Genomic DNA, 19,617 nt, shown 5'->3' with positions numbered 1-19,617 from the left:
GAAAGGCACTCCGCATGCGCTCCGGGAACGGACGTCACCGCAGACCCCGCCAGGCTCCCGCGCTCGTCGTCGCGGCGGGAGTCACCGGCTCGGCCATGGCGCTGCCACTGCTCGCCACCGGCTCCGCCTCCGCCGCCGACGCGACGACATGGGACCGGGTCGCCGAGTGCGAGTCGGGCGGCGCCTGGAGCGCCAACTTCGGCAACGGGCTCTACGGCGGCCTGCAGTTCTCCCAGGAGAGCTGGGAACGCCACGGCGGCCTCGCCTACGCGCCGAGCGCCGACCTCGCGAGCCGCGCCCAGCAGATCGCCGTCGCGGACCGGGCGCTCGCCGCGGGCGACACCCAGTGGGCCACCTGCGCCCCCATCGCCGGTCTGACGAACGACGGCAAGGCGCCCGGGGTCGACCCGGGCCCCGGTGTCACGCCGAAGCAGAAGACGGGTCCCGTCCCCGAGTCCAACCGCACCGACGGCCTGCCCGCCGGCTCCGACCGGGAGACCGTCGAGCCCTCCGTGACCCCCGCGGCGCCCTCGGCCCCGGCCGGCTCGGTCACCCCCGCGACGCCGACCGGCCCCGCGACCTCGACCCCCGGGACCCCCACCTCCCCCGTGACGCCCGGCATGCCCGTAACACCCGATACGTCCACGACGCCGGGTCTGCCGGGTACGCCCGGTACGCCGGACGCGACCGCGCCGGGCACCGGCAAGCACCGGGGTGACGCGGCGCCGGAAGAGCCGGGCAACCCGGACACCTCATCCGATTCCGGGCGACACGCCGCGCCGACTGACGGGGCGAAGGGTGACGCGACCGACACGGCCACGACCGAGAATTCGGGCACCACGGACAAGGCGGACGAATACACCGTCAAGCCGGGTGACAGTCTGTCGGGCATTGCGGAGGAGAACGGGCTGCCGGGCGGCTGGACCGCCCTCTACGGCGCCAACAAGAAGACCGTCGGTTCCGACCCCGACCTCATCATCCCTGGTCAGAGCCTTGAGTTGGACCTCGGCCTGACGGAATCTCCTAAGTAGTTCGGGGGTGAATGTCCGTTCTGCGTAAGTGAGACATGGGTCTCTCTTCCCGAACTGGCGTGTCACGTCCGCAAACTTTGCTCGGGTCGCCCCTCACCTGCACAAACAGCCCCTGACGGCGTGCAAGTAGGGGCGATTTTTCCGGGTTGATGGACTTTGAACTTCCCCGGGGTCTGTGTCTACGGTCGTGACCGCTCGCCACCGCGGGCCCCACCGACCGGTACGCCGAATCCTGCCGCCGGACGGAGGGAACAGTCGTCGCGCAAGCGCCGAAGGCAGGAGCGGGGGACCCAAGGTAGGTGCCGTCCCCGGCCGTTGAGACAGACGGCCGGCGACCGGCTAGGGGTGGAGCCGCGTGCAAGGTCACGCGGCCGGGCAACTCACTCGCCCGAACCCGACAGCTCACCTCGCAGGCGTCGGTGAGGAGAACTTCCATGCTGCTTTCCGGCAAGGGCAAGCACCGTCGTGCCGCCAAGGTCACCCGTGTCGTCGCGCTCGCCGGTGTCGCCGGCGTCGCCGTCGCGGCCCCGCTGATGACCGCCGGCACCGCCTCGGCCGCCACCGCCTCCGAGTGGGACGCCGTCGCCCAGTGCGAGTCGGGCGGCAACTGGTCCATCAACACCGGCAACGGCTTCTACGGCGGCCTGCAGTTCACCAACTCCACCTGGGCCGCGTACGGCGGCACCGCCTACGCCGCGCGCGCCGACCTGGCCTCCAAGTCGCAGCAGATCGCCGTCGCCGAGAAGGTCCTCGCGGGCCAGGGCAAGGGTGCCTGGCCGAGCTGTGGCGTGGGCCTGTCCAGCGCCGCCTACGACGGTGGCTCGGCCGAGACCGCCGCCCCGAAGCCCGCCGCCCCGCAGCGCACCACCGAGCAGCCGGCGACCCGCAGCGAGCAGCGCCAGGCGCCGAAGAAGAGCGAGTCCAAGAAGACCGTCACCACCCCGACCGGCAAGAAGGTCAAGAAGGGCGACGGCGAGTACAAGGTCGTCGCCGGCGACACCCTCAGCAAGATCGCCGCGGCGCACGGCGTCAAGGGCGGCTGGGAGAAGCTCTTCCAGCTGAACAAGGACGTCGTCGAGAACGCCGACCTGATCTACCCGGGCCAGCAGCTCCACCTCAAGTGAGCCTGCCGACCCTCCCGCGGTGAGTGACCACCCCGGTCCGGAGCGCCCTTCCCCCGTGCGCTCCGGACCGGGGTTTCTCCGCTCCGCGCGGCTCCACGGCGCGCGGCTCCAGGCGCCTCCACGGCGCCGCTCCACCCGCCTCCATGGCGCGGCTCCACCCGCCTTCACGGCGCCGCTCCAGGCGGTCCGACGTGGTTACCCTCCGGTAGATCCGGGGCGTTTCGTCCCCAGATACCTGCCCTCGGGTCCTTTTTCGTCCCAGGGGGCGGGCGCCCGGCTGGCCGGAGCCCCCGAGCCGGTTAGGCTCTTGTCGCAAGGCGAACGAGACCTTGCCGCATGCGTCACAACCAGCGTCACATCCCAGAAGGAGATGCTCGTGCCGTCCATCGACGTCGTCGTAGCCCGGGAAATCCTGGACTCCCGAGGCAACCCCACGGTCGAGGTCGAGGTCGGCCTCGACGACGGCAGCACCGGCCGTGCTGCCGTGCCGTCCGGTGCCTCCACCGGTGCGTTCGAGGCCCTCGAGCTCCGCGACGGTGACCCCAACCGTTACCAGGGCAAGGGCGTGGAGAAGGCCGTGCTCGCCGTCATCGAGCAGATCGGCCCGGAGCTGGTCGGCTACGACGCCACCGAGCAGCGTCTGATCGACCAGGCGATGTTCGACCTGGACGCCACCCCGGACAAGTCCTCGCTCGGCGCCAACGCCATCCTCGGCGTCTCCCTCGCCGTCGCGCACGCCGCCTCCGAGGCCTCGGACCTCCCGCTCTTCCGCTACCTGGGCGGCCCGAACGCGCACCTGCTGCCCGTTCCGATGATGAACATCCTGAACGGCGGCTCGCACGCCGACTCCAACGTGGACATCCAGGAGTTCATGATCGCCCCGATCGGCGCGGAGTCCTTCTCCGAGGCCCTCCGCTGGGGCACCGAGGTCTACCACACCCTCAAGAAGGTCCTGAAGGACAAGGGCCTCTCCACCGGCCTCGGCGACGAGGGCGGCTTCGCCCCGAACCTGGGCTCCAACCGCGAGGCCCTCGACCTCATCCTCGAGGCGATCAAGCAGGCCGGCTACGTGCCCGGCAAGGACATCGCGCTCGCGCTCGACGTCGCCGCCTCCGAGTTCTACAAGGACGGCTCGTACGAGTTCGAGGGCAAGTCCCGCTCGGCCGCCGAGATGACCGAGTACTACGAGGAGCTCGTCTCCGCGTACCCGCTGGTCTCCATCGAGGACCCGCTGTTCGAGGACGACTGGGCCGGCTGGAAGGTCATCACCGAGAAGCTCGGCGCCAAGGTGCAGCTGGTCGGCGACGACCTGTTCGTCACCAACCCGGAGCGCCTGGCCCGCGGCATCGAGGAGGGCACCGCCAACGCCCTCCTGGTCAAGGTCAACCAGATCGGCTCGCTGACCGAGACCCTGGACGCCGTCGAGCTCGCCCAGCGCAGCGGCTTCAAGTGCATGATGTCCCACCGCTCCGGCGAGACCGAGGACGTCACCATCGCCGACCTCGCCGTCGCCACCAACTGCGGCCAGATCAAGACCGGCGCCCCGGCCCGCTCCGAGCGCGTCGCCAAGTACAACCAGCTCCTGCGCATCGAGGAGATCCTCGACGACGCCGCGGTCTACGCCGGCCGCAGCGCCTTCCCGCGCTTCAAGGGCTGAGCCTCTCCGTAGCGGCAGCTTCCGTACGTCCCCGCACTCGGTCCCGTACCGTGTGCGGGGACGCACGTTTGACCAGGGGAGGCGCACGACATGGCCGTGAAGGACCGGGACCGGTTCTCGACCGCGACCCGGATCAGGCTGCTCGGCGAGCAGACCGCCGCCCGTGTCTACCGCTCCCAGACCCGCCGCCAGGCGCGCCGCTCCCGGCTCACCGGCCGCGCCGCCTTCCTGGCCCTCGTCGTCTGCTCGCTGGTGGTGGCGCTCGCCTACCCGATGCGGCAGTACGTCTCCCAGCAGGGCGAGATCGCCGACCAGGAGCGCAAGGCCGCCGAGGCCGCCCGCCGGGTCGAGGAGCTGCGGGACGAGAAGGCCCGCCTCCAGGACCCGGCCTATGTGCGCCGGCTGGCCCGCGAGCACCTGCACTACGTGATGCCCGGCGAGACCGGCTTCACCGTCAACGACCCCGACGCGGAGCACCGGCCCCGCACCGACCAGGGCGCGACGGACCGCCCCTGGTACGACAACCTGTGGGACGGCGTGGACCACGCCGACCGCCCGTAGAGTCGTCACCACGCCCCGAGACCCCGAGCAAGGCAGACATGGAAACGCCCCCTCCGCAGACCGAACGCACCGAGCCCACCGACGCGGACGTCGCCGCGTTCGAGGCCCAGCTCGGCCGGCCGCCCCGCGGCCTGCGCGCCATCGCGCACCGCTGCCCGTGCGGCAACCCGGACGTCGTCGAGACCGCGCCCCGGCTCCCCGACGGCACGCCGTTCCCCACCACGTACTACCTGACCTGCCCGCGCGCCGCCTCCGCCATCGGCACCCTGGAGGCCAACGGGGTCATGAAGGAGATGCAGGCCCGGCTCGCGACCGACCCGGAGCTGGCCGCCGCCTACCGGGCCGCGCACGAGGACTACATCGCACGCCGTGACGCCATCGAGGTGCTGGAGGGCTTCCCGAGCGCCGGCGGCATGCCGGACCGGGTGAAGTGCCTGCACGTGCTCGTCGGGCACTCGCTGGTCGCCGGCCCGGGCGTGAACCCGTTCGGCGACGAGGCGCTCGCGATGCTGCCCGAGTGGTGGGCGAAGGGTCCCTGCGTCACCCCCTGCGTGGACGAGGACGAGGAGCAGAAGTGACCCGGGTCGCCGGAATCGACTGCGGTACCAACTCCATCCGCCTGCTCGTCGCGGACGTGCACCCCGAGACGGGCGAACTGATCGAGCTGGACCGGCGGATGACCATCGTCCGGCTCGGCCAGGGCGTGGACCGGACCGGCCGGCTCGCGCCCGAGGCGCTGGAGCGCACCTTCGCCGCCTGCCGCGAGTACGCGGCGGTGATCGAGGAGTTCGGCGCCGGGAAGCTGCGCTTCGTCGCCACCTCCGCCTCCCGTGACGCCGAGAACCGGGACGACTTCGTGCGCGGGGTCGTCGAGATCCTGGGCGTCGAGCCCGAGGTCATCACCGGCGACCAGGAGGCCGAGTTCTCCTTCACCGGCGCCACCGGCGAGCTGCACGGCGACGACCGGCGGCTGGTCGTCGACATCGGCGGCGGCTCGACCGAGTTCGTGGTCGGCAACAAGCACGTCGAGGCCGCCCGCAGCGTCGACATCGGCTGCGTCCGCCTGACCGAGCGGCATGTGCGCCACGATCCGCCGACCGCCGAGGAGATCGCCGCGGTCCGCGCCGACGTGCGGGCCGCGCTGGACCTGGCGGCCGAGACCGTGCCGATCACGGAGGCCGAGACCCTGGTCGGCCTGGCCGGTTCGGTCACCACGGTCGCCGCCGTCGCGCTGGGGCAGCAGGAGTACGACTCCACCGAGATCCACCACTCCCGGATCTCCCGTGCGCAGGTCGACGCGGTGGTGGAGCGGCTGCTGCGGTCCACGCACGACGAGCGGGCGGCGATCCCGGTCATCCACCCCGGCCGGGTGGACGTGATCATCGCCGGCGCGCTGGTCCTGGTCGAGATCATGGAGCGGACGGGGGCCTCCGAGGTCGTCGTCAGCGAGCACGACATCCTCGATGGGATCGCCCTATCCGTCGCATAGCGGGCAGCTATCGACCCCGGCCATGACCACATGGCGAGAAAGTTCGTGAAGTTCTTCACAAGAGAAAGGGCCCTGTGGGAGCCCGAGGAGCGCCTTTGGGGCCTCCGAGGGGTTCCCCGGGGCCCTTTCGCAGGTGTGGAGGCCACTTCGCTCGAAGTTTCCATCGTGTGAACGGGCCCCTTGGTTCAGCGTTAAGGAAGGCTCTCCGGGCCAGTTCACAAGGGGTGAACAACGTTCGCCCGCGCACCCTGGTTCCTTTGCTGGACCATGACCTGGGTCACGTGGGCGGCGGAGTGTAGCAGAGGACCCCCGGATGCTTGTGAAGGGGCGCACGAGCAACCCCCCTGGAGGGGGTGGATACTCGATGGCATGAGCACCACGGAGCGTCCCAGGATCCTCGTAGTAGGCGGTGGGTACGTAGGCCTGTACGCAGCTCGGCGCATCCTCAAGAAGATGCGCTACGCGGAGGCGACCGTCACGGTCGTCGACCCGCGGTCGTACATGACCTACCAGCCCTTCCTCCCCGAAGCCGCCGCCGGCAGCATCTCGCCGCGCCACGTCGTCGTCCCGTTGCGACGCGTCGTGCGCGGAGCCGAGGTGCTCACCGGTCGGGTCACCACCATCGACCAGGACCGCAAGGTCGCCACGATCGCGCCGCTCGTCGGCGAGGCGTACGAGCTGCCCTTCGACTACCTGGTCATCGCGATGGGTGCCGTCTCCCGCACCTTCCCGATCCCCGGCCTCGCCGAGCAGGGCATCGGCATGAAGGGCATCGAGGAGGCCATCGGCCTGCGCAACCACGTCCTCGAGCAGCTCGACAAGGCCGACTCGACCACCGACGAGGAGGTCCGCCGCAAGGCGCTGACCTTCGTCTTCGTCGGCGGTGGCTTCGCCGGCGCCGAGACGATCGGCGAGGTCGAGGACATGGCCCGCGACGCCGCGAAGTACTACCAGAACGTGTCGCGCGAGGACATGCGCTTCATCCTGGTCGACGCGGCCGACAAGATCCTTCCCGAGGTCGGCCCCAAGCTCGGCCAGTACGGCAAGGAGCACCTGGAGTCCCGCGGGATCGAGATCTACCTCGAGACCTCCATGGACTCCTGCGTCGACGGTCACGTCGTGCTGAAGAACGGCCTCGAGGTCGACTCCAGCACGATCGTCTGGACCGCCGGTGTGAAGCCGAACCCGGCGCTCGCCCGCTTCGGTCTGCCGCTCGGCCCCCGCGGCCACGTGGACTGCAACGAGAAGCTCCAGGTCAACGGCATGGACTACGTCTGGGCCGCGGGCGACAACGCCCAGGTCCCGGACCTGGCCGCGATCAAGGCCGGCGTCCCGGCCGAGCGCGCCTGGTGCCCGCCGAACGCCCAGCACGCCCTGCGCCAGGCCAAGGTCCTCGGCGACAACGTGGTGGCCGGCATGCGCGGCTTCCCGCAGAAGGAGTACAGCCACGCCAACAAGGGCGCGGTGGCCGGACTCGGTCTGCACAAGGGCGTCGCCATGATCGTCATGGGCAAGATGAAGATCAAGCTCAAGGGCCGTCTCGCCTGGTACATGCACCGTGGCTACCACGGCATGGCGATGCCGACCTTCAACCGCAAGATCCGCGTCTTCGCCGACTGGACCCTCGGCATGTTCCTCAAGCGCGAGGTCGTCTCGCTGGGCGCCATGGAGACGCCGCGCGAGGAGTTCTACGAGGCCGCCAAGCCCGCCCCCGCGCCGGCCGCCCCGGCGCAGGAGAAGGCCAAGGCCTCCTAAGCAGTACCGGTAGTACACGCAAGGCCGTAAAAGGGCCGTCCGCCATCCGTGGTGCGGACGGCCCTTCGCGTGTTTTTCCCAGCGTTTACGCGCGGGATGGGATGGCTTCGCCTACGGACGGTGTTCTCCTGGTGACAAGCATTTCTGGGGCACCGGATCACGGAGGTGTTGCACCATGGCCGACGCCGCGTCGCGGCTGACCGCCCTTGCCGAGGACGTCCTGGGAGCGAAGTTCCCGGTGCGGCTGCGGGCCTGGGACGGCAGCGAAGCTGGTCCTGCGGGCGGCCCCGTTCTGGTCGTCCGCGAGCGCCGGGCGCTGCGCCGGCTGCTGTGGAAGCCGGGCGAGCTGGGTCTGGCACGGGCCTGGGTGGCCGGTGAGATCGACGTCGAGGGCGACCTCTACGAGGTCCTGGACAGGCTCGCCGGCTTCGTCTGGGAGCGCGGCGAGGAGTCGCGCGGCGCCCTGGAGGCGGTGCGCGACCCGAAGGTGCGCGCGGCGGTCAGGACGCTGTTCAAGCTGGCCGGCCCCTTCCCGCCGCCGAAGCCGCCCGTGGAGGAGATGCGCGGACGCAGCGGCGCCTCGCACAGCAAGCGGCGCGACAAGCAGGCGATCAGTCACCACTACGACGTGGGCAACGACTTCTACGAGCTGGTGCTCGGCCCGTCGATGGTCTACTCGTGCGCGTACTGGACGGACGGCGGGACGCTGGAGGAGGCCCAGCGCGACAAGCTGGACCTGATCGCGCGCAAGCTGCGCCTGAAGGAGGGCGACCGGCTGCTCGACGTGGGCTGCGGCTGGGGATCGATGGCGATCCACGCGGCGCGGGAGTACGGAGCCCGGGTCGTCGGCGTCACGCTCTCGCGCGAGCAGGCCGCGTTCGCCCGCAAGCGGATCGCCGAGGAGGGTCTGACGGACCGGATCGACATCCGGGTCCAGGACTACCGGGACGTGGCCGACGGGCCGTACGACGCGATCTCCTCGATCGGCATGGCCGAGCACGTGGGCGCCGTGAAGTACCGGGAGTACGCGGACACGCTGTACCGGCTCCTGAAGCCGGGCGGGCGCCTGCTGAACCACCAGATCTCGCGCCGCCCGGAGCCCGACGAGGAGGCGTACCGGGTGGACCCCTTCATCGACGCGTACGTGTTCCCGGACGGCGAACTGGCCCCGATGGGCCGGACCCTGACGACCCTTGAGGACGCCGGCTTCGAGGTCCGGGACGTGGAGGCGATCCGCGAGCACTACGCGCTGACGCTGCGCCGCTGGGTGGGGAACCTGGAGGCGGAGTGGGACACGGCGGTCCGGCTCACCTCCCCGGGCCGTGCGCGGATCTGGCGCCTGTACATGGCGGCCTCGGCGCTCTCCTTCGAGCGCAACCGGATCGGGGTGAACCAGTTCCTGGCGGTGCGGACGCCGGGTTCGGGCGCCTCGGGGCTGCCGCTGCGGTCGCGGGTGTGGAGCGAACCGAGCGAACCGGGGGGAGGCGCCTCCGAAGGCCGTTGATACGTTCGGGGCTTCGGGCTCCGGGTAGGCGGGGTGCCGGCGACGACCGGCACCCCGTTCTTTGCGGGTCCGGTTTGTCATGTATATGCCGTTCTCGTGTCTCGAGGGGGAACCTTGCGCCGCACGACCCGTCTCCTGCTCGCCCTGACCGCCGCCGTCGGCCTGCTCGCCGTCCCGTCACCGGCCGGCGCCGCCGACGCACCGGTCACCACCACGGCCACCTTCAACGACCCGTCGGGTGACGCCACGGCACAGGACCGCATCCGGGCCCACGTCGTCGACCTCATCGGCCGGGCTCCGGCCGGCTCCACGATCACCGCCGGGCTCTACACCTTCACCGACGACTCCGTGACCGACGCGCTCGGCACCGCGAAGAGCCGTGGCGTGAACGTCAGGGTGATCGTCGACCACACCTCCGTCACCATGACCGGAGGCGAGTACGACCGCCTCGCCGCCCGCCTCGGCACCGACCGCACCCAGGGCTCCTGGGTCTTCGCCTGCCCCGCGGGACGCGGCTGCATCGGCTCCCGGCAGCTGCCCGGAGACGCCGACGGCGCCATCAACCACAACAAGTTCTGGCTGTTCTCCAGCACCGGCGGCGCGAGCGACGTCGTCGTGCAGACCTCGGCCAACATGACCGGCGTCCAGCGCACCGACCTGTTCAACAACGCCGTCACCGTCGTCGACAGCGGCCTCTACGGCATCTACCAGGACTACTTCGCCGACCTGCTCTCCTACGGCTCCACGACCGCCGGCGTGAGCCACTACTACAAGACCCCGGCCAGCGGCCCGTACAAGGCCTACTTCTTCCCGCGCAAGGAGGCCTCGGGCACCACGTACGACAACGACGCCTCCACGGACACGGTCAAGCTGATCCTGGACAACGTCGGTTGCGCGGGCGGCACCCAGATCCGGATGGCCGCCAACCTCTTCACCCGCGACGAGGTGGCGAGCAAGCTCGTCGCCCTGAAGAACGCCGGCTGCTCGGTGATCCTCGCGCACGACGGCTACCCCGGTTCCATGAGCTCCGGCGTCGAGTCGATCATCTCGGGCAAGCTCACCCAGCGCGTGCAGTGCTACGAGGACCGGGGCACCGGCGTCGCCAAGGCGGGGCTGCACTCCAAGTACCTGCTGGTCGAGGGCACGTACGACGGCGTGGCCGGCCGGAAGCTCGTCTGGACCGGCAGCCACAACTACACCTACCCCGCCCTGCGGGCCAACGACGAGACCCTGCTGAAGATCGACAACGGGGCGCTCTACGACCAGTTCAAGGCCAACCACCAGTATCTGATGAGCTACTGCGCGGGCAGCTGACCCGCGGGCACGCGCGAGGGCCGGACTCCCCCCGGGGGAGTCCGGCCCTCGTCGTGTTCCTCCGGCCGCTACTCGGCCTTGATCGCCTGCAGCATGTTCAGCTTCGCCGCGCTGCGCGCCGGCCACAGGGAGGCCAGGACGCCGACCAGTCCGGCGAGGAGCAGGAAGACCGCGATCCGGCCCCACGGCAGGACCAGCGCGTAGTCCGGCAGGCTGTCCCGCAGCGTCTCGCCGATCGCCCAGCCCAGGAAGGAGCCGAGGGCGATGCCGACCACCGCGCCGAACAGCGAGATGACCACGGCCTCCAGACGGACCATCCGCTTCACCCGGCGCCGGTCGAGACCGATCGCCCGCAGCATGCCGATCTCCTGCTGCCGCTCGAAGACCGACATCGCCAGCGTGTTGACCACCCCGAGCACCGCGATGATCAGGGCCATCGCGAGCAGGCCGTACATGATGTTCAGCATCATGTTGATGATGCCGCCGAACTGGTCGCGGATGTCCTTCTGGTCCATCACCGTCATGGCCGGGTTGTCGCCGAGCGACTTCGTCACGGCCTTCTCGGCGGCGTCCGACGGGCCGCCGTCCATCTTCACGAAGATCTGCGGGATGTACGGCTTGGGGTCGTGGACGTTGAGGATCCGGGCGTCCAGGACCAGCGGCGAGACGAACTCGCTGTCCTCGAAGACCGCGCCGACCTTCAGGGTGCCCTTCTTCTTGTCCGAGAACTCCACCGGCAGCGTCGAGCCGACCTTCCAGCCCTTCTTGTCGGCGGTCTTGTCCGCGACCGCGACCTGGCCGTCGGCGAGCGAGCCGAGCGAGCCGTCGACCACCCGGAGGTTCAGCACCTTCTCGACGTCACCCGGGGTGACACCGGACGCGGACGTGAAGTCGCCCTTCACCTGCAGCCAGCCGGCCTGCTGCGGGGAGACCGCGGTGGCGCCCGGGGTCTTGCGCACCGCGTCCAGCGCGGCCTGGTTGAGGCCGTCGCCGCTGGCCATGGTGATCATGTAGTCGGCCTTGATCTGGTCCGTCGTCATCCGGTCCACGGCCGAGCCGACCGTGGTGCCGAGCACCGACAGACCCGTGACGAGGGTGAGGCCAATGGCGAGCGCGGAGGCGGTGGCGCCGGTGCGGCGCGGGTTGCGGACCGCGTTCTGGCCGGACAGCGCGCCGGCCACGCCGAAGGGCTTCAGGAACGGGCGGGCGAGCGCGATCACCGGGCGGGCCAGCAGCGGGATCAGGATGATCACGCCGATGAGCGCGAGGAAGGCGCCCAGGCCGATGAGCATCCGGCCGCTGTCGCCGCCGGTGGAGGCGCCGCCGAGGATGGCGAGCACACCGAGGCCGGTGATGATGCCGCCGATGATGTTGCGCGTCACCAGGGACTTGGTGGTGGCCACCGCGTGGACGCTGTTCATGGCGGCGACCGGCGGGATCTTCGCGGCGCGGAAGCCGGGCAGCAGCGCGGCCACCATGGTGACGAGGACGCCGACGGCGAGGGCCGCGACCAGCGGGGTGCCACCGATGATCAGGTCACCGGCCGGGATCTTCAGACCGAAGGCGTTCATGCCGGAGCGCAGGCCCGCGGCGAGCCCGATGCCGAGCCCGAAGCCGATCGCGGAGGCGACCAGGCCGACCAGGCCGGCCTCGGCCAGCACCGAGCGGGTGATCTGGCCGCGGGAGGCGCCGACGGCGCGCATCAGGGCCAGCTCCTTGGTGCGCTGGGCGATGAGCATGGTGAAGGTGTTGGAGATCAGGAAGACGCCGACGAAGAGCGCGATGGCGGCGAAGGCCAGCAGCATCGTGCTGAGGTTGCTCAGCCCGCTCTCGATGTCCTCGGCCTGCTGGTCGGCGAGGGCCTGACCGGTCTGGGCCTCGGCGTGGTCGCCGACGATCGGCTTCACCGCGGCGAGGATCTTCCCGGCGTCCGCGCCGGGCTTGCCGGCGACGTTGACGTCCTGGAAGAAGCCGGGGCGCAGGAAGAGCTTCTGGGCGACGTCCGTGTCGAAGAGGACGAGGCTGCCGCCGGCGTTCACCGCGCCGTCCTCGGTGGTGAAGACACCGGAGAGCGTGTAGGTCTCGACCGGGCCGTTGGTGGCGACGCGCACCTGGTCGCCGACCTTGTAGCCGCCCTTCTCGGCGGTCTCCCGGTCCAGCGCGATCTCGTCGTCCTTCGCCGGACCGTCTCCGGAGGTGAAGGAGTACGCGCTGTCCTTGCCGTCCTGGCCGGGGGCGAAGTTGGTGCCCTTGTTGGACCAGCCGGCGCCGATCAGCTTGCCGTCCTTGTCCGGCACGCCGGCGAAGCCGTTGACGCGACCGGTGGCCGAGGCGACGCCGTCGATCGCGGCGATCTTCTGCCGGGTCTGCTCGGACAGGCCCGGGACGGCGTTCGGGTCCTTGCCGTCCGGCGTGGCCGAGACGGCGACGGCGATGTCGTCGTAGCTCTTGGCGGACTGGTTGCGGAAGGCGTTGGAGAGGGTGTCGGTGAAGACCAGGGTGCCGGAGACGAAGGCCACGCCGAGCATCACGGCGAGCACGGTCATCAGCAGCCTGGCCTTGTGCGCGAGCACGTTGCGCAGGGCGGTACGGAACATGGGGTGTCCTGAACGGAAGGTGGGACGGAAGGACGGGTGAGGGGCCCGGGGGGGCCGGGGCTCAGCTCGTGCGGCCCTTGGCGTCGAAGGCCTTCATGCGGTCGAGCACGCCGTCCGCCGTCGGGTGCAGCATCTCGTCGACGATCCGGCCGTCCGCGAGGAAGATGACGCGGTCGGCGTAGGACGCGGCCACCGGGTCGTGGGTCACCATGACGACGGTCTGGCCGAGCTCGCGCACCGAGTTGCGCAGGAAGCCGAGGACCTCGGCGCCGGAGCGCGAGTCCAGGTTTCCGGTGGGCTCGTCACCGAAGATGATCTCGGGCCGGGAGGCCAGGGCGCGGGCCACGGCCACGCGCTGCTGCTGGCCGCCGGAGAGCTGCGAGGGGCGGTGGCTCAGCCGGCCGGAGAGGCCGATCATGTCGATGACCTGCTGCACCCACTGCTTGTCGGGCCGGCGGCCCGCGATGTCCATCGGCAGCGTGATGTTCTCCAGGGCGGTCAGCGTCGGCAGCAGGTTGAACGCCTGGAAGATGAAGCCGATCTTGTCGCGGCGCAGCTGGGTGAGCTGCTTGTCCTTCAGGGTGCCGAGCTCGGTCTCGCCGATCCGGACGGAGCCGGAGGAGAAGGAGTCGAGGCCGGCGACGCAGTGCATGAGGGTCGACTTGCCGGAGCCGGAGGGGCCCATGATCGCGGTGAACTCGCCCTGCCGGAAGTCCACGGTCACCCGGTCCAGAGCGACCACCTGGGTCTCGCCCTGTCCGTAGACCTTCGAGAGGTCGGTGGCGCGGGCGGCCACCGCGGTGGCGCGGGGCACGGTGGGGGTGGTGGTCACGACGGCGACTCCTGTCACTGCGGCTGCTCGGGAACCACTCCATCGTTTCGAACGTTCTGGCGCCGGACGTCCGTCCACGTGCCCGTTCCCGGGGCAGTCTCGAGTCGGACCACCGGGGTGCTCCGTCATCCTGAGGTATGACGGCGACCCTGAGCCGGTGACTCCTTACGGGTGTGCCGGGGATGTGCCGGAGACGTGAGGGTGCCGTGCGGGGCGAGGTGACACAGTCCCGTCGATCAGGCGGCGAGTTTCCGTCAATCCAGGGGCCCCGCCTTTGCTGCCGCGAGCCCTGTCACACTTCGTCAGAAGGCCCCCCACCTGCACTGACACACCCTCAGGTGTCAATAAAATAAGACAACATCGGGCGGCCGTTCCGCTGAACGGGCGACGCGCCCCGATAGGCTCGTGTGCCAACGCGGAGCTTCGCGCCACGCCCGGATGGTGGAATGCAGACACGGCGAGCTTAAACCTCGCTGGCCTTCGGGCCGTACCGGTTCGAATCCGGTTCCGGGCACTCCTCGCCACCGCATCTCCCCCGCACTCCTCGACACGATCGTATAAAGATCCTCCCCCAGCACGAGGGAGTTCCTTTTGCCTTCGCATTACTCTTGACGCAAGGCCGCGCAGTGCGGCCATGGAGGAGTGAGATGAGGAGCAGCAACCCGGTCTTCTCGCGACGGGGGTTCAGCCGCGACAACGGCTACGCCGGCTTCAACGCGCAGCAGCCGCAGGCCGGGGGCCCCGCCGCAGGAACCAACCCGTACGCCACCGGCAACCCCTACGCCGAGGGCGCGACCAACCCGTACGCGACCAACCCGTACGCGCCGCAGGACACCCTGGGCGCGCCGCAGCAGGCCCGCGGCAACGTCATGACCATCGACGACGTCGTCAGCCGTACGGCGATGACGCTCGGCACGGTCGTGCTCACCGCCGTGCTGTCCTGGCTGCTGCTGCCGGTCGACCCGGCGAACCTGAACAAGTCGTACGCCATCGGCGTCGGCGCCGGTCTGGTGGCCCTGGTCCTGTCGCTCGTCCAGTCGTTCAAGCGCAGGCCGTCGCCGGCGCTGATCCTCGGCTACGCGGCCTTCGAGGGCGTCTTCCTCGGGGTGATCTCCGCCGCCGTCTCCACGTACATCGCCGACGGCGTGGTCGCCCAGGCCGTGCTCGGCACGATGGCGGTCTTCGCCGGTGTGCTGATCGCCTACAAGATGCGCTGGATCCGCGTCACCCGCCGCTTCTACGGCTTCGTGATGGCGGCCGCGATCGGCTTCGTGCTGCTGATGGCGGTCAACCTGCTGTTCGCCGTCTTCGGCGGCGGTGACGGCCTCGGCTTCCGCAGCGGCGGCCTCGGCATCATGTTCGGCGTCATCGGCATCATCCTGGGCGCCTGCTTCCTGGCCCTCGACTTCAAGCAGGTCGAGGACGGCATCACCTACGGCGCTCCGCGCGAGGAGTCCTGGCTGGCGGCCTTCGGCCTCACCATGACCCTGGTGTGGATCTACATGGAGTTCCTGCGCCTGCTGTCGATCCTCCAGGGCGACGACTGACGCACCGCGTGACACGGGAAGGGCCCGTCCGGCATCCGCCGGGCGGGCCCTTCCGCCTTCCCGGGTCTCCGGGGTGCTCCGGCGTTCTCCGGGGCTCTCCCGGGGCGCCTCAGGGCACGTAGGCGTCGAGCAGCACCCTGGCGGCGTCCTTGGCCTGCGCGGCGGGCTCCGAGGTGCCGTGGATGCCCGCGACGGCCATGGCTCCGTTGGCGAGCAGCGCCAGCTGGTCGGCGAGCGCGGGCGGGGCGTTCATGGCCGTGGTCTGCTCGGCGAAGTAGTCCCGCAGGGCCTGCTTGTGGCCGCGGGCGATCTCGGCGACGGCCGGGGAGATGCCGCCCATCTCGCCGAAGGTGTTGATGAAGGCGCAGCCCCGGAAGCCGGGGTCGGCGAACCAGCCGCCGAGGTAGTCGAAGACCGCCAGGGCCCGCTGGTAGGGGTTGGTGGCGTGGGTGGCGCCATGGGCCGCGATGGCCTCGCGCACGGCGCGGTCACGGCGCTGGAGGACCGCCCAGACCAGATGGTCCTTCGACGGGTAGAGCTGGTACAGCCGCTTCAGTGAGACGCCGGACGCGCTGCGGATGGCGTCCATCCCGACGGCCTGGACACCCTTCTCGTCGAACAGGGCCTCGGCCGTCTCCAGGAGTCTCAGCTCGGCGGTTTCGGTGTCCATGACCGGTCACCCCTCGCAGAGAACCGTCGTTCTCCCACTCTAACCGGGCGGGAGAACGACGGCTCCCGGTCCGTCAGAGCATGCGGCGGGCCGCCCGGCGGAGGTCGTACTCGTGGATGATCGCCTTGGCGTGACCGTAGGCGAGACCGTGTTCGCCGCGCAGCCAGCTGACCTTCTCTTCGAAGCGGATGAGGGAGGGGCCCTCCTCGACGGCCCTCAGCCAGTCGGAGATATCACGACCGGTGCAGTGCGGGATGCGGGCGAGCAGATTGCGATGGGTCTCTTCGGAGAATGTGTGGGACATCGGCGCCTCCGGACGCGTTGTGCCGTGTGCTCCTTCACGTCACCGTGCCCCAGCGTTCGCCCGTTGGCAATGGTCCCCGGACGGCGCGTAGGGTCGCGGAGTGCGCGATACGAGTGAACTGACCGCCGCCGCAGAGCGGTTCGCCGACCGGCTGCGGGCCGCCCCGCACAGCCGGCTCCAGCGCGGCGCGGCCGCCGAAGGACTGGCGCTGGCCAGGGAGTTGGCCGTCCGGGCGCAGCGGCTGGAGTTCCCGGACCGGGAGCCGCGGATCATGCCGGACGCGGGGCTCTTCGCGGTCGGGGACCAAGTGGTGGTCGCCGCCGCGGATCTGGCCGAAACATTGCGAACGGCCCCGGACGCCCCCGAGGGGGAGCTCGACGAGGCCGTGGGACTGGTGCGGGCGGCGGAGGCCCGCGCGGGGCTCTGACCCTCTCCCCTTCCGGGGAGGGGCGGGGGCGCGCCTCCGGGCGCGCCAGGGGCCTACAGGCTGGCGATCACGCGGTCGGCGAGGATGTACACGTTGTCCTCGGCCGCGTCGCCGCACGAGAAGGTCAGGGCGTAGGCGCCGGAGACGCCCGAGCCGCCGAGCAGGACCGGGCTGTGACCGGCCCGCAGGGCCTCGGCGAGGCGTTCGGCGGTCTCGCGGTGACCGGGGGTCATACAGAGCGTGGTGCCGTCGGCGAAGACGTACACGTCCAGCGTGCCCAGCGGGCCGGGGCGGACGTCCGTCAGGGCCGTGCGCGTGTCGGCGAGCTCCTCCAGGCGGGACACCGTCCGCTCGTGGTCGGTGACGACGGGCGTACGGACCGGCACGAAGTCGGGGTGCGAGGGGTGGCGGCGGCGGGCCGCGGCCAGCTCGGGGGAGTCCTCGGGGTACTCGCCGGCGCCGGTGAGCTCGGGGAACTCCTCCAGCTCCGCGTAGGTGTCGAAGGGGTCGAGCGCGTCCTGGGCGTCCCGGGCCTCGCGGCCGTCGAGCGCGGCGGCCTCCGCCTCCATGGCCTCCAGGGCCATCGCCTCCAGGCCCACGAAGTCGGCCTGGCGCGGCACGTAGTACGGACCCTCCTCGGCGGCACCGCCGAGGAGCGACGGGGCGTCGGCGGCGTCCCGGGCCTCCTGCGCGGCCCAGAAGGCGCGCGCCTCGGCGAGCTCGCGCTCGCGCTCCTCGGCCAGGGCCTCGGCGACCGCGGCCCGTATCTCGGCGGCGGGCGTCTGACGGGCGGCGGGCACGGACACGCCCCGCGCGGCGGCGAGTTCGCCACGCAGCGCGGTGACCTGCTTACGGAGAGCGTGGGCGGAGTGCAGGGCGGCGGCCCCCACGGCCGTGGCAGCGGCCGTGGTCACCAGCAGGGCAAGAGACAGTGCGCTCACTGACGTACTCCCGATTCCGAGTCGATCCCCCGACTTCCTACATCAGCTTGTCGTGGGGTGCCGCCACCTGTCAGTGCATTACGTCACGAATTGGACAGGTATTTCTGCCTGGTGTTTAGTCCCGTAACGGCCGTGACCTGCGAAAACGACTCTCCCCCGGGATGTATGTCACATCCTGGGGGAGATTCGGTCACGGCTTGGACGCGGGGTGGTTGGACCACCCGGCCCGTGGAGACGCCCGACCGGCTGGAACGGCTGTAGGACTCAGCTCAGCCGCTCGCTCTTCCGGTCGCGCTGAGCTTCGCCTCCGCTGCGGGCAGGTGCCGCCCTCGTTCCTCGGGCGACCCCTACCCTCCGCTACGCCTCAGCTCAGCCGCTCGGCTTTCCGGTCGCGCTGAACTTCGCCTCCGCTGCGGGCAGGTGCCGCCCTCGTTCCTCGGGCGACCCCTACCCTCCGCTACGCCTCAGCTCAGCCGCTCGATGACCATGGCCATGCCCTGGCCGCCGCCCACGCACATCGTCTCCAGGCCGAACTGCTTGTCGTGGAACTGGAGGCTGTTGATGAGGGTGCCGGTGATGCGGGCGCCCGTCATGCCGAAGGGGTGGCCGACGGCGATGGCGCCGCCGTTGACGTTGACCTTGTCCAGGTCGAAGCCGAGGTCGCGGTAGGACGGGATGACCTGCGCGGCGAAGGCCTCGTTGATCTCGACCAGGTCGATGTCGCCGGTGGTCAGGCCGGCCCGCTGGAGCGCCTGCTTCGACGCCTCGACCGGGCCGAGGCCCATGATCTCCGGGGAGAGGCCGGAGACGCCGGTGGAGACGATCCGGGCCAGCGGGGTCAGGCCCAGCTCGCGCGCCTTGGTGTCCGACATGATCACGAGCGCGGCGGCGCCGTCGTTCAGCGGGCAGCAGTTGCCGGCGGTGACCAGGCCGTCGGGGCGGAAGACCGGCTTGAGGCCGGAGACGCCCTCCAGGGTGACGCCGGCGCGCGGGCCGTCGTCCGTGGACACGACCGTGCCGTCCGGGAGCGTCACCGGGGTGATCTCGCGCTCCCAGAAGCCGTTCTTGATGGCCTGCTCGGCGAGGTTCTGCGAGCGCACGCCGAACTCGTCCATGTCCTGGCGGGTGACGCCCTTCCAGCGCGCCAGGTTCTCGGCGGTCTGGCCCATGGCGATGTACGCGTCGGGGACGAGGCCGTCCTCGCGCGGGTCGTGCCAGGTGGAGCCCTCGGACGCGGCGACGGCGGCGGTACGGGCCTCGGCGTCGGCGAAGAACGGGTTGTGCGTGTCCGGCAGCGAGTCGGAGTTGCCCTTCACGAAGCGCGAGACCATCTCGACACCGGCCGAGATGAAGACGTCGCCCTCGCCCGCCTTGATCGCGTGCATGGCCATGCGGGAGGTCTGCAGCGAGGAGGAGCAGTAGCGGGTGACGGTGCAGCCGGGGAGGTGGTCCATGCCCATCTGCACGGCCACGATGCGGCCCAGGTTGTTGCCCTGCTCGCCGCCGGGCAGACCGCAGCCCAGCATCAGGTCGTCGATGTCGCGCGGGTCGAGCTCGGGGACCTTGGCGAGGGCGGCCTGGATGATCGTGGCGGTCAGGTCGTCGGGACGCAGGTCCTTCAGGGAGCCCTTGAAGGCCCGGCCGATGGGGGAGCGGGCGGTCGAGACGATGACGGCTTCGGGCATCACGGCTCCAGGAGGGTCTGGGTGGGCGGACTGAAAGGGAAGTTACCCGTACGTACCGCGCGTGGTCACCGGGGACGGACTGTGATGCGGACCTCTTTTCTAAGCGCCCGCTCAGCTGCACCCCCGCGCTCCCCACCCCGCGCTCCCCACCCACGCTACGACCTGCCCGCCCCCAGCCG

At 70.7% G+C, this 19,617-nt stretch carries 17 protein-coding genes, 1 tRNA gene and 1 riboswitch; of the genes, 12 read left to right on the top strand and 6 right to left on the bottom strand.

Features of this window, described 5'->3' with window-relative positions:
- The first annotated feature begins 14 nt into the window (after positions 1-14).
- The 9 genes from ACIGXE_RS27880 (at position 15) to ACIGXE_RS27840 (ending at position 10,435) form a co-directional block, all read left to right on the top strand.
- Positions 15-1,031 carry a transglycosylase family protein gene (locus ACIGXE_RS27880; RefSeq protein ID WP_399751625.1) on the top strand — a complete coding sequence of 339 codons (1,017 nt, stop codon included), beginning with the start codon at positions 15-17 and terminating at the stop codon, positions 1,029-1,031.
- A gap of 257 nt (positions 1,032-1,288) precedes the next feature.
- A riboswitch (cyclic di-AMP (ydaO/yuaA leader) is annotated at positions 1,289-1,462 on the top strand.
- 3 nt (positions 1,463-1,465) lie between these two features.
- A complete protein-coding gene (locus tag ACIGXE_RS27875; protein ID WP_399751624.1) occupies positions 1,466-2,155 on the top strand; it encodes a transglycosylase family protein in 690 nt (229 codons plus the stop codon).
- Between the two features lie 370 nt (positions 2,156-2,525).
- A complete protein-coding gene (eno, locus tag ACIGXE_RS27870; RefSeq protein WP_399751623.1) occupies positions 2,526-3,812 on the top strand; it encodes a phosphopyruvate hydratase in 1,287 nt (428 codons plus the stop codon).
- Between the two features lie 90 nt (positions 3,813-3,902).
- Positions 3,903-4,373, top strand: coding sequence for a septum formation initiator family protein (locus ACIGXE_RS27865; protein WP_399751622.1), 471 nt, complete (start codon positions 3,903-3,905; stop codon positions 4,371-4,373).
- Positions 4,374-4,411: 38 nt separating this feature from the next.
- Complete coding sequence (locus ACIGXE_RS27860) at positions 4,412-4,951, top strand: DUF501 domain-containing protein (RefSeq protein ID WP_399751621.1); 540 nt, start codon at positions 4,412-4,414, stop codon at positions 4,949-4,951.
- Positions 4,948-5,862, top strand: coding sequence for an exopolyphosphatase (locus tag ACIGXE_RS27855; RefSeq protein WP_399751620.1), 915 nt, complete (start codon positions 4,948-4,950; stop codon positions 5,860-5,862). The genes ACIGXE_RS27860 and ACIGXE_RS27855 overlap by 4 nt, the downstream gene beginning before the upstream one ends.
- A gap of 369 nt (positions 5,863-6,231) precedes the next feature.
- Positions 6,232-7,617 carry an NAD(P)/FAD-dependent oxidoreductase gene (locus ACIGXE_RS27850; protein WP_399751619.1) on the top strand — a complete coding sequence of 462 codons (1,386 nt, stop codon included), beginning with the start codon at positions 6,232-6,234 and terminating at the stop codon, positions 7,615-7,617.
- Between the two features lie 175 nt (positions 7,618-7,792).
- A complete protein-coding gene (locus tag ACIGXE_RS27845; protein ID WP_399751618.1) occupies positions 7,793-9,121 on the top strand; it encodes a class I SAM-dependent methyltransferase in 1,329 nt (442 codons plus the stop codon).
- Positions 9,122-9,235: 114 nt separating this feature from the next.
- Complete coding sequence (locus ACIGXE_RS27840) at positions 9,236-10,435, top strand: phospholipase D-like domain-containing protein (protein ID WP_399751617.1); 1,200 nt, start codon at positions 9,236-9,238, stop codon at positions 10,433-10,435.
- A 68-nt stretch (positions 10,436-10,503) separates the two neighbouring features.
- Here ACIGXE_RS27840 and ACIGXE_RS27835 read toward each other — a convergent pair whose 3' ends face one another.
- Both ACIGXE_RS27835 and ACIGXE_RS27830 read right to left on the bottom strand, forming a co-directional pair.
- A complete protein-coding gene (locus tag ACIGXE_RS27835; RefSeq protein ID WP_399751616.1) occupies positions 10,504-13,032 on the bottom strand; it encodes an ABC transporter permease in 2,529 nt (842 codons plus the stop codon).
- Between the two features lie 61 nt (positions 13,033-13,093).
- Positions 13,094-13,864, bottom strand: a complete 771-nt coding sequence (locus tag ACIGXE_RS27830) for an ABC transporter ATP-binding protein (protein WP_399751615.1) — start codon at positions 13,862-13,864, stop codon at positions 13,094-13,096.
- A 432-nt stretch (positions 13,865-14,296) separates the two neighbouring features.
- Between ACIGXE_RS27830 and ACIGXE_RS27825 the strand changes: the two genes are divergently transcribed.
- Positions 14,297-14,378, top strand: a tRNA-Leu gene (locus ACIGXE_RS27825).
- 133 nt (positions 14,379-14,511) lie between these two features.
- A complete protein-coding gene (locus ACIGXE_RS27820) occupies positions 14,512-15,411 on the top strand; it encodes a Bax inhibitor-1/YccA family protein (protein WP_399751614.1) in 900 nt (299 codons plus the stop codon).
- Positions 15,412-15,520: 109 nt separating this feature from the next.
- On the opposite strand, the gene ACIGXE_RS27815 is transcribed toward ACIGXE_RS27820, so the two are convergent.
- Together ACIGXE_RS27815 and ACIGXE_RS27810 are read right to left on the bottom strand one after the other, a co-directional pair.
- Positions 15,521-16,081, bottom strand: coding sequence for a TetR/AcrR family transcriptional regulator (locus tag ACIGXE_RS27815; protein WP_399751613.1), 561 nt, complete (start codon positions 16,079-16,081; stop codon positions 15,521-15,523).
- A 73-nt stretch (positions 16,082-16,154) separates the two neighbouring features.
- The gene (locus ACIGXE_RS27810; RefSeq protein WP_399751612.1) at positions 16,155-16,385 is read right to left on the bottom strand and encodes a DUF4287 domain-containing protein; all 231 of its coding nucleotides are present in this window, start codon (positions 16,383-16,385) and stop codon (positions 16,155-16,157) included.
- A 100-nt stretch (positions 16,386-16,485) separates the two neighbouring features.
- On the opposite strand from ACIGXE_RS27810, the gene ACIGXE_RS27805 reads away from it, so the two are divergent.
- The gene (locus ACIGXE_RS27805) at positions 16,486-16,812 is read left to right on the top strand and encodes a hypothetical protein (protein ID WP_399751611.1); all 327 of its coding nucleotides are present in this window, start codon (positions 16,486-16,488) and stop codon (positions 16,810-16,812) included.
- Positions 16,813-16,865: 53 nt separating this feature from the next.
- Here the strand turns inward: ACIGXE_RS27805 and ACIGXE_RS27800 are convergent, their stop codons facing one another.
- Both ACIGXE_RS27800 and ACIGXE_RS27795 read right to left on the bottom strand, forming a co-directional pair.
- Positions 16,866-17,753, bottom strand: a complete 888-nt coding sequence (locus ACIGXE_RS27800; RefSeq protein ID WP_399751610.1) for a hypothetical protein — start codon at positions 17,751-17,753, stop codon at positions 16,866-16,868.
- A gap of 464 nt (positions 17,754-18,217) precedes the next feature.
- Positions 18,218-19,438 (bottom strand): acetyl-CoA C-acetyltransferase, encoded by a 1,221-nt coding sequence (locus tag ACIGXE_RS27795; RefSeq protein ID WP_399751609.1) that lies wholly within the window; start codon positions 19,436-19,438, stop codon positions 18,218-18,220.
- Positions 19,439-19,617 lie beyond the last annotated feature (179 nt).

The sequence above is a fragment of the Streptomyces sp. NPDC053431 genome (genome assembly GCF_044544925.1).
GTDB lineage: Bacteria > Actinomycetota > Actinomycetes > Streptomycetales > Streptomycetaceae > Streptomyces.
The sequence above is the reverse complement of the archived record's forward strand: the minus strand, read 5'-3'. Positions and strand labels throughout refer to the sequence as shown.

Coding starts and splice junctions, on each gene's coding strand:
- ACIGXE_RS27880 (WP_399751625.1), top strand. CDS start 15: ATGCGCTCCGGGAACGGACGTCACCGCAGACCCCGCCAGGCTCCCGCG.
- ACIGXE_RS27875 (WP_399751624.1), top strand. CDS start 1,466: ATGCTGCTTTCCGGCAAGGGCAAGCACCGTCGTGCCGCCAAGGTCACC.
- ACIGXE_RS27795 (WP_399751609.1), bottom strand. CDS start 19,438: ATGCCCGAAGCCGTCATCGTCTCGACCGCCCGCTCCCCCATCGGCCGG.
- ACIGXE_RS27850 (WP_399751619.1), top strand. CDS start 6,232: ATGAGCACCACGGAGCGTCCCAGGATCCTCGTAGTAGGCGGTGGGTAC.
- ACIGXE_RS27845 (WP_399751618.1), top strand. CDS start 7,793: ATGGCCGACGCCGCGTCGCGGCTGACCGCCCTTGCCGAGGACGTCCTG.
- ACIGXE_RS27835 (WP_399751616.1), bottom strand. CDS start 13,032: ATGTTCCGTACCGCCCTGCGCAACGTGCTCGCGCACAAGGCCAGGCTG.
- ACIGXE_RS27865 (WP_399751622.1), top strand. CDS start 3,903: ATGGCCGTGAAGGACCGGGACCGGTTCTCGACCGCGACCCGGATCAGG.
- ACIGXE_RS27810 (WP_399751612.1), bottom strand. CDS start 16,385: ATGTCCCACACATTCTCCGAAGAGACCCATCGCAATCTGCTCGCCCGC.
- eno (WP_399751623.1), top strand. CDS start 2,526: ATGCTCGTGCCGTCCATCGACGTCGTCGTAGCCCGGGAAATCCTGGAC.
- ACIGXE_RS27820 (WP_399751614.1), top strand. CDS start 14,512: ATGAGGAGCAGCAACCCGGTCTTCTCGCGACGGGGGTTCAGCCGCGAC.
- ACIGXE_RS27860 (WP_399751621.1), top strand. CDS start 4,412: ATGGAAACGCCCCCTCCGCAGACCGAACGCACCGAGCCCACCGACGCG.
- ACIGXE_RS27815 (WP_399751613.1), bottom strand. CDS start 16,081: ATGGACACCGAAACCGCCGAGCTGAGACTCCTGGAGACGGCCGAGGCC.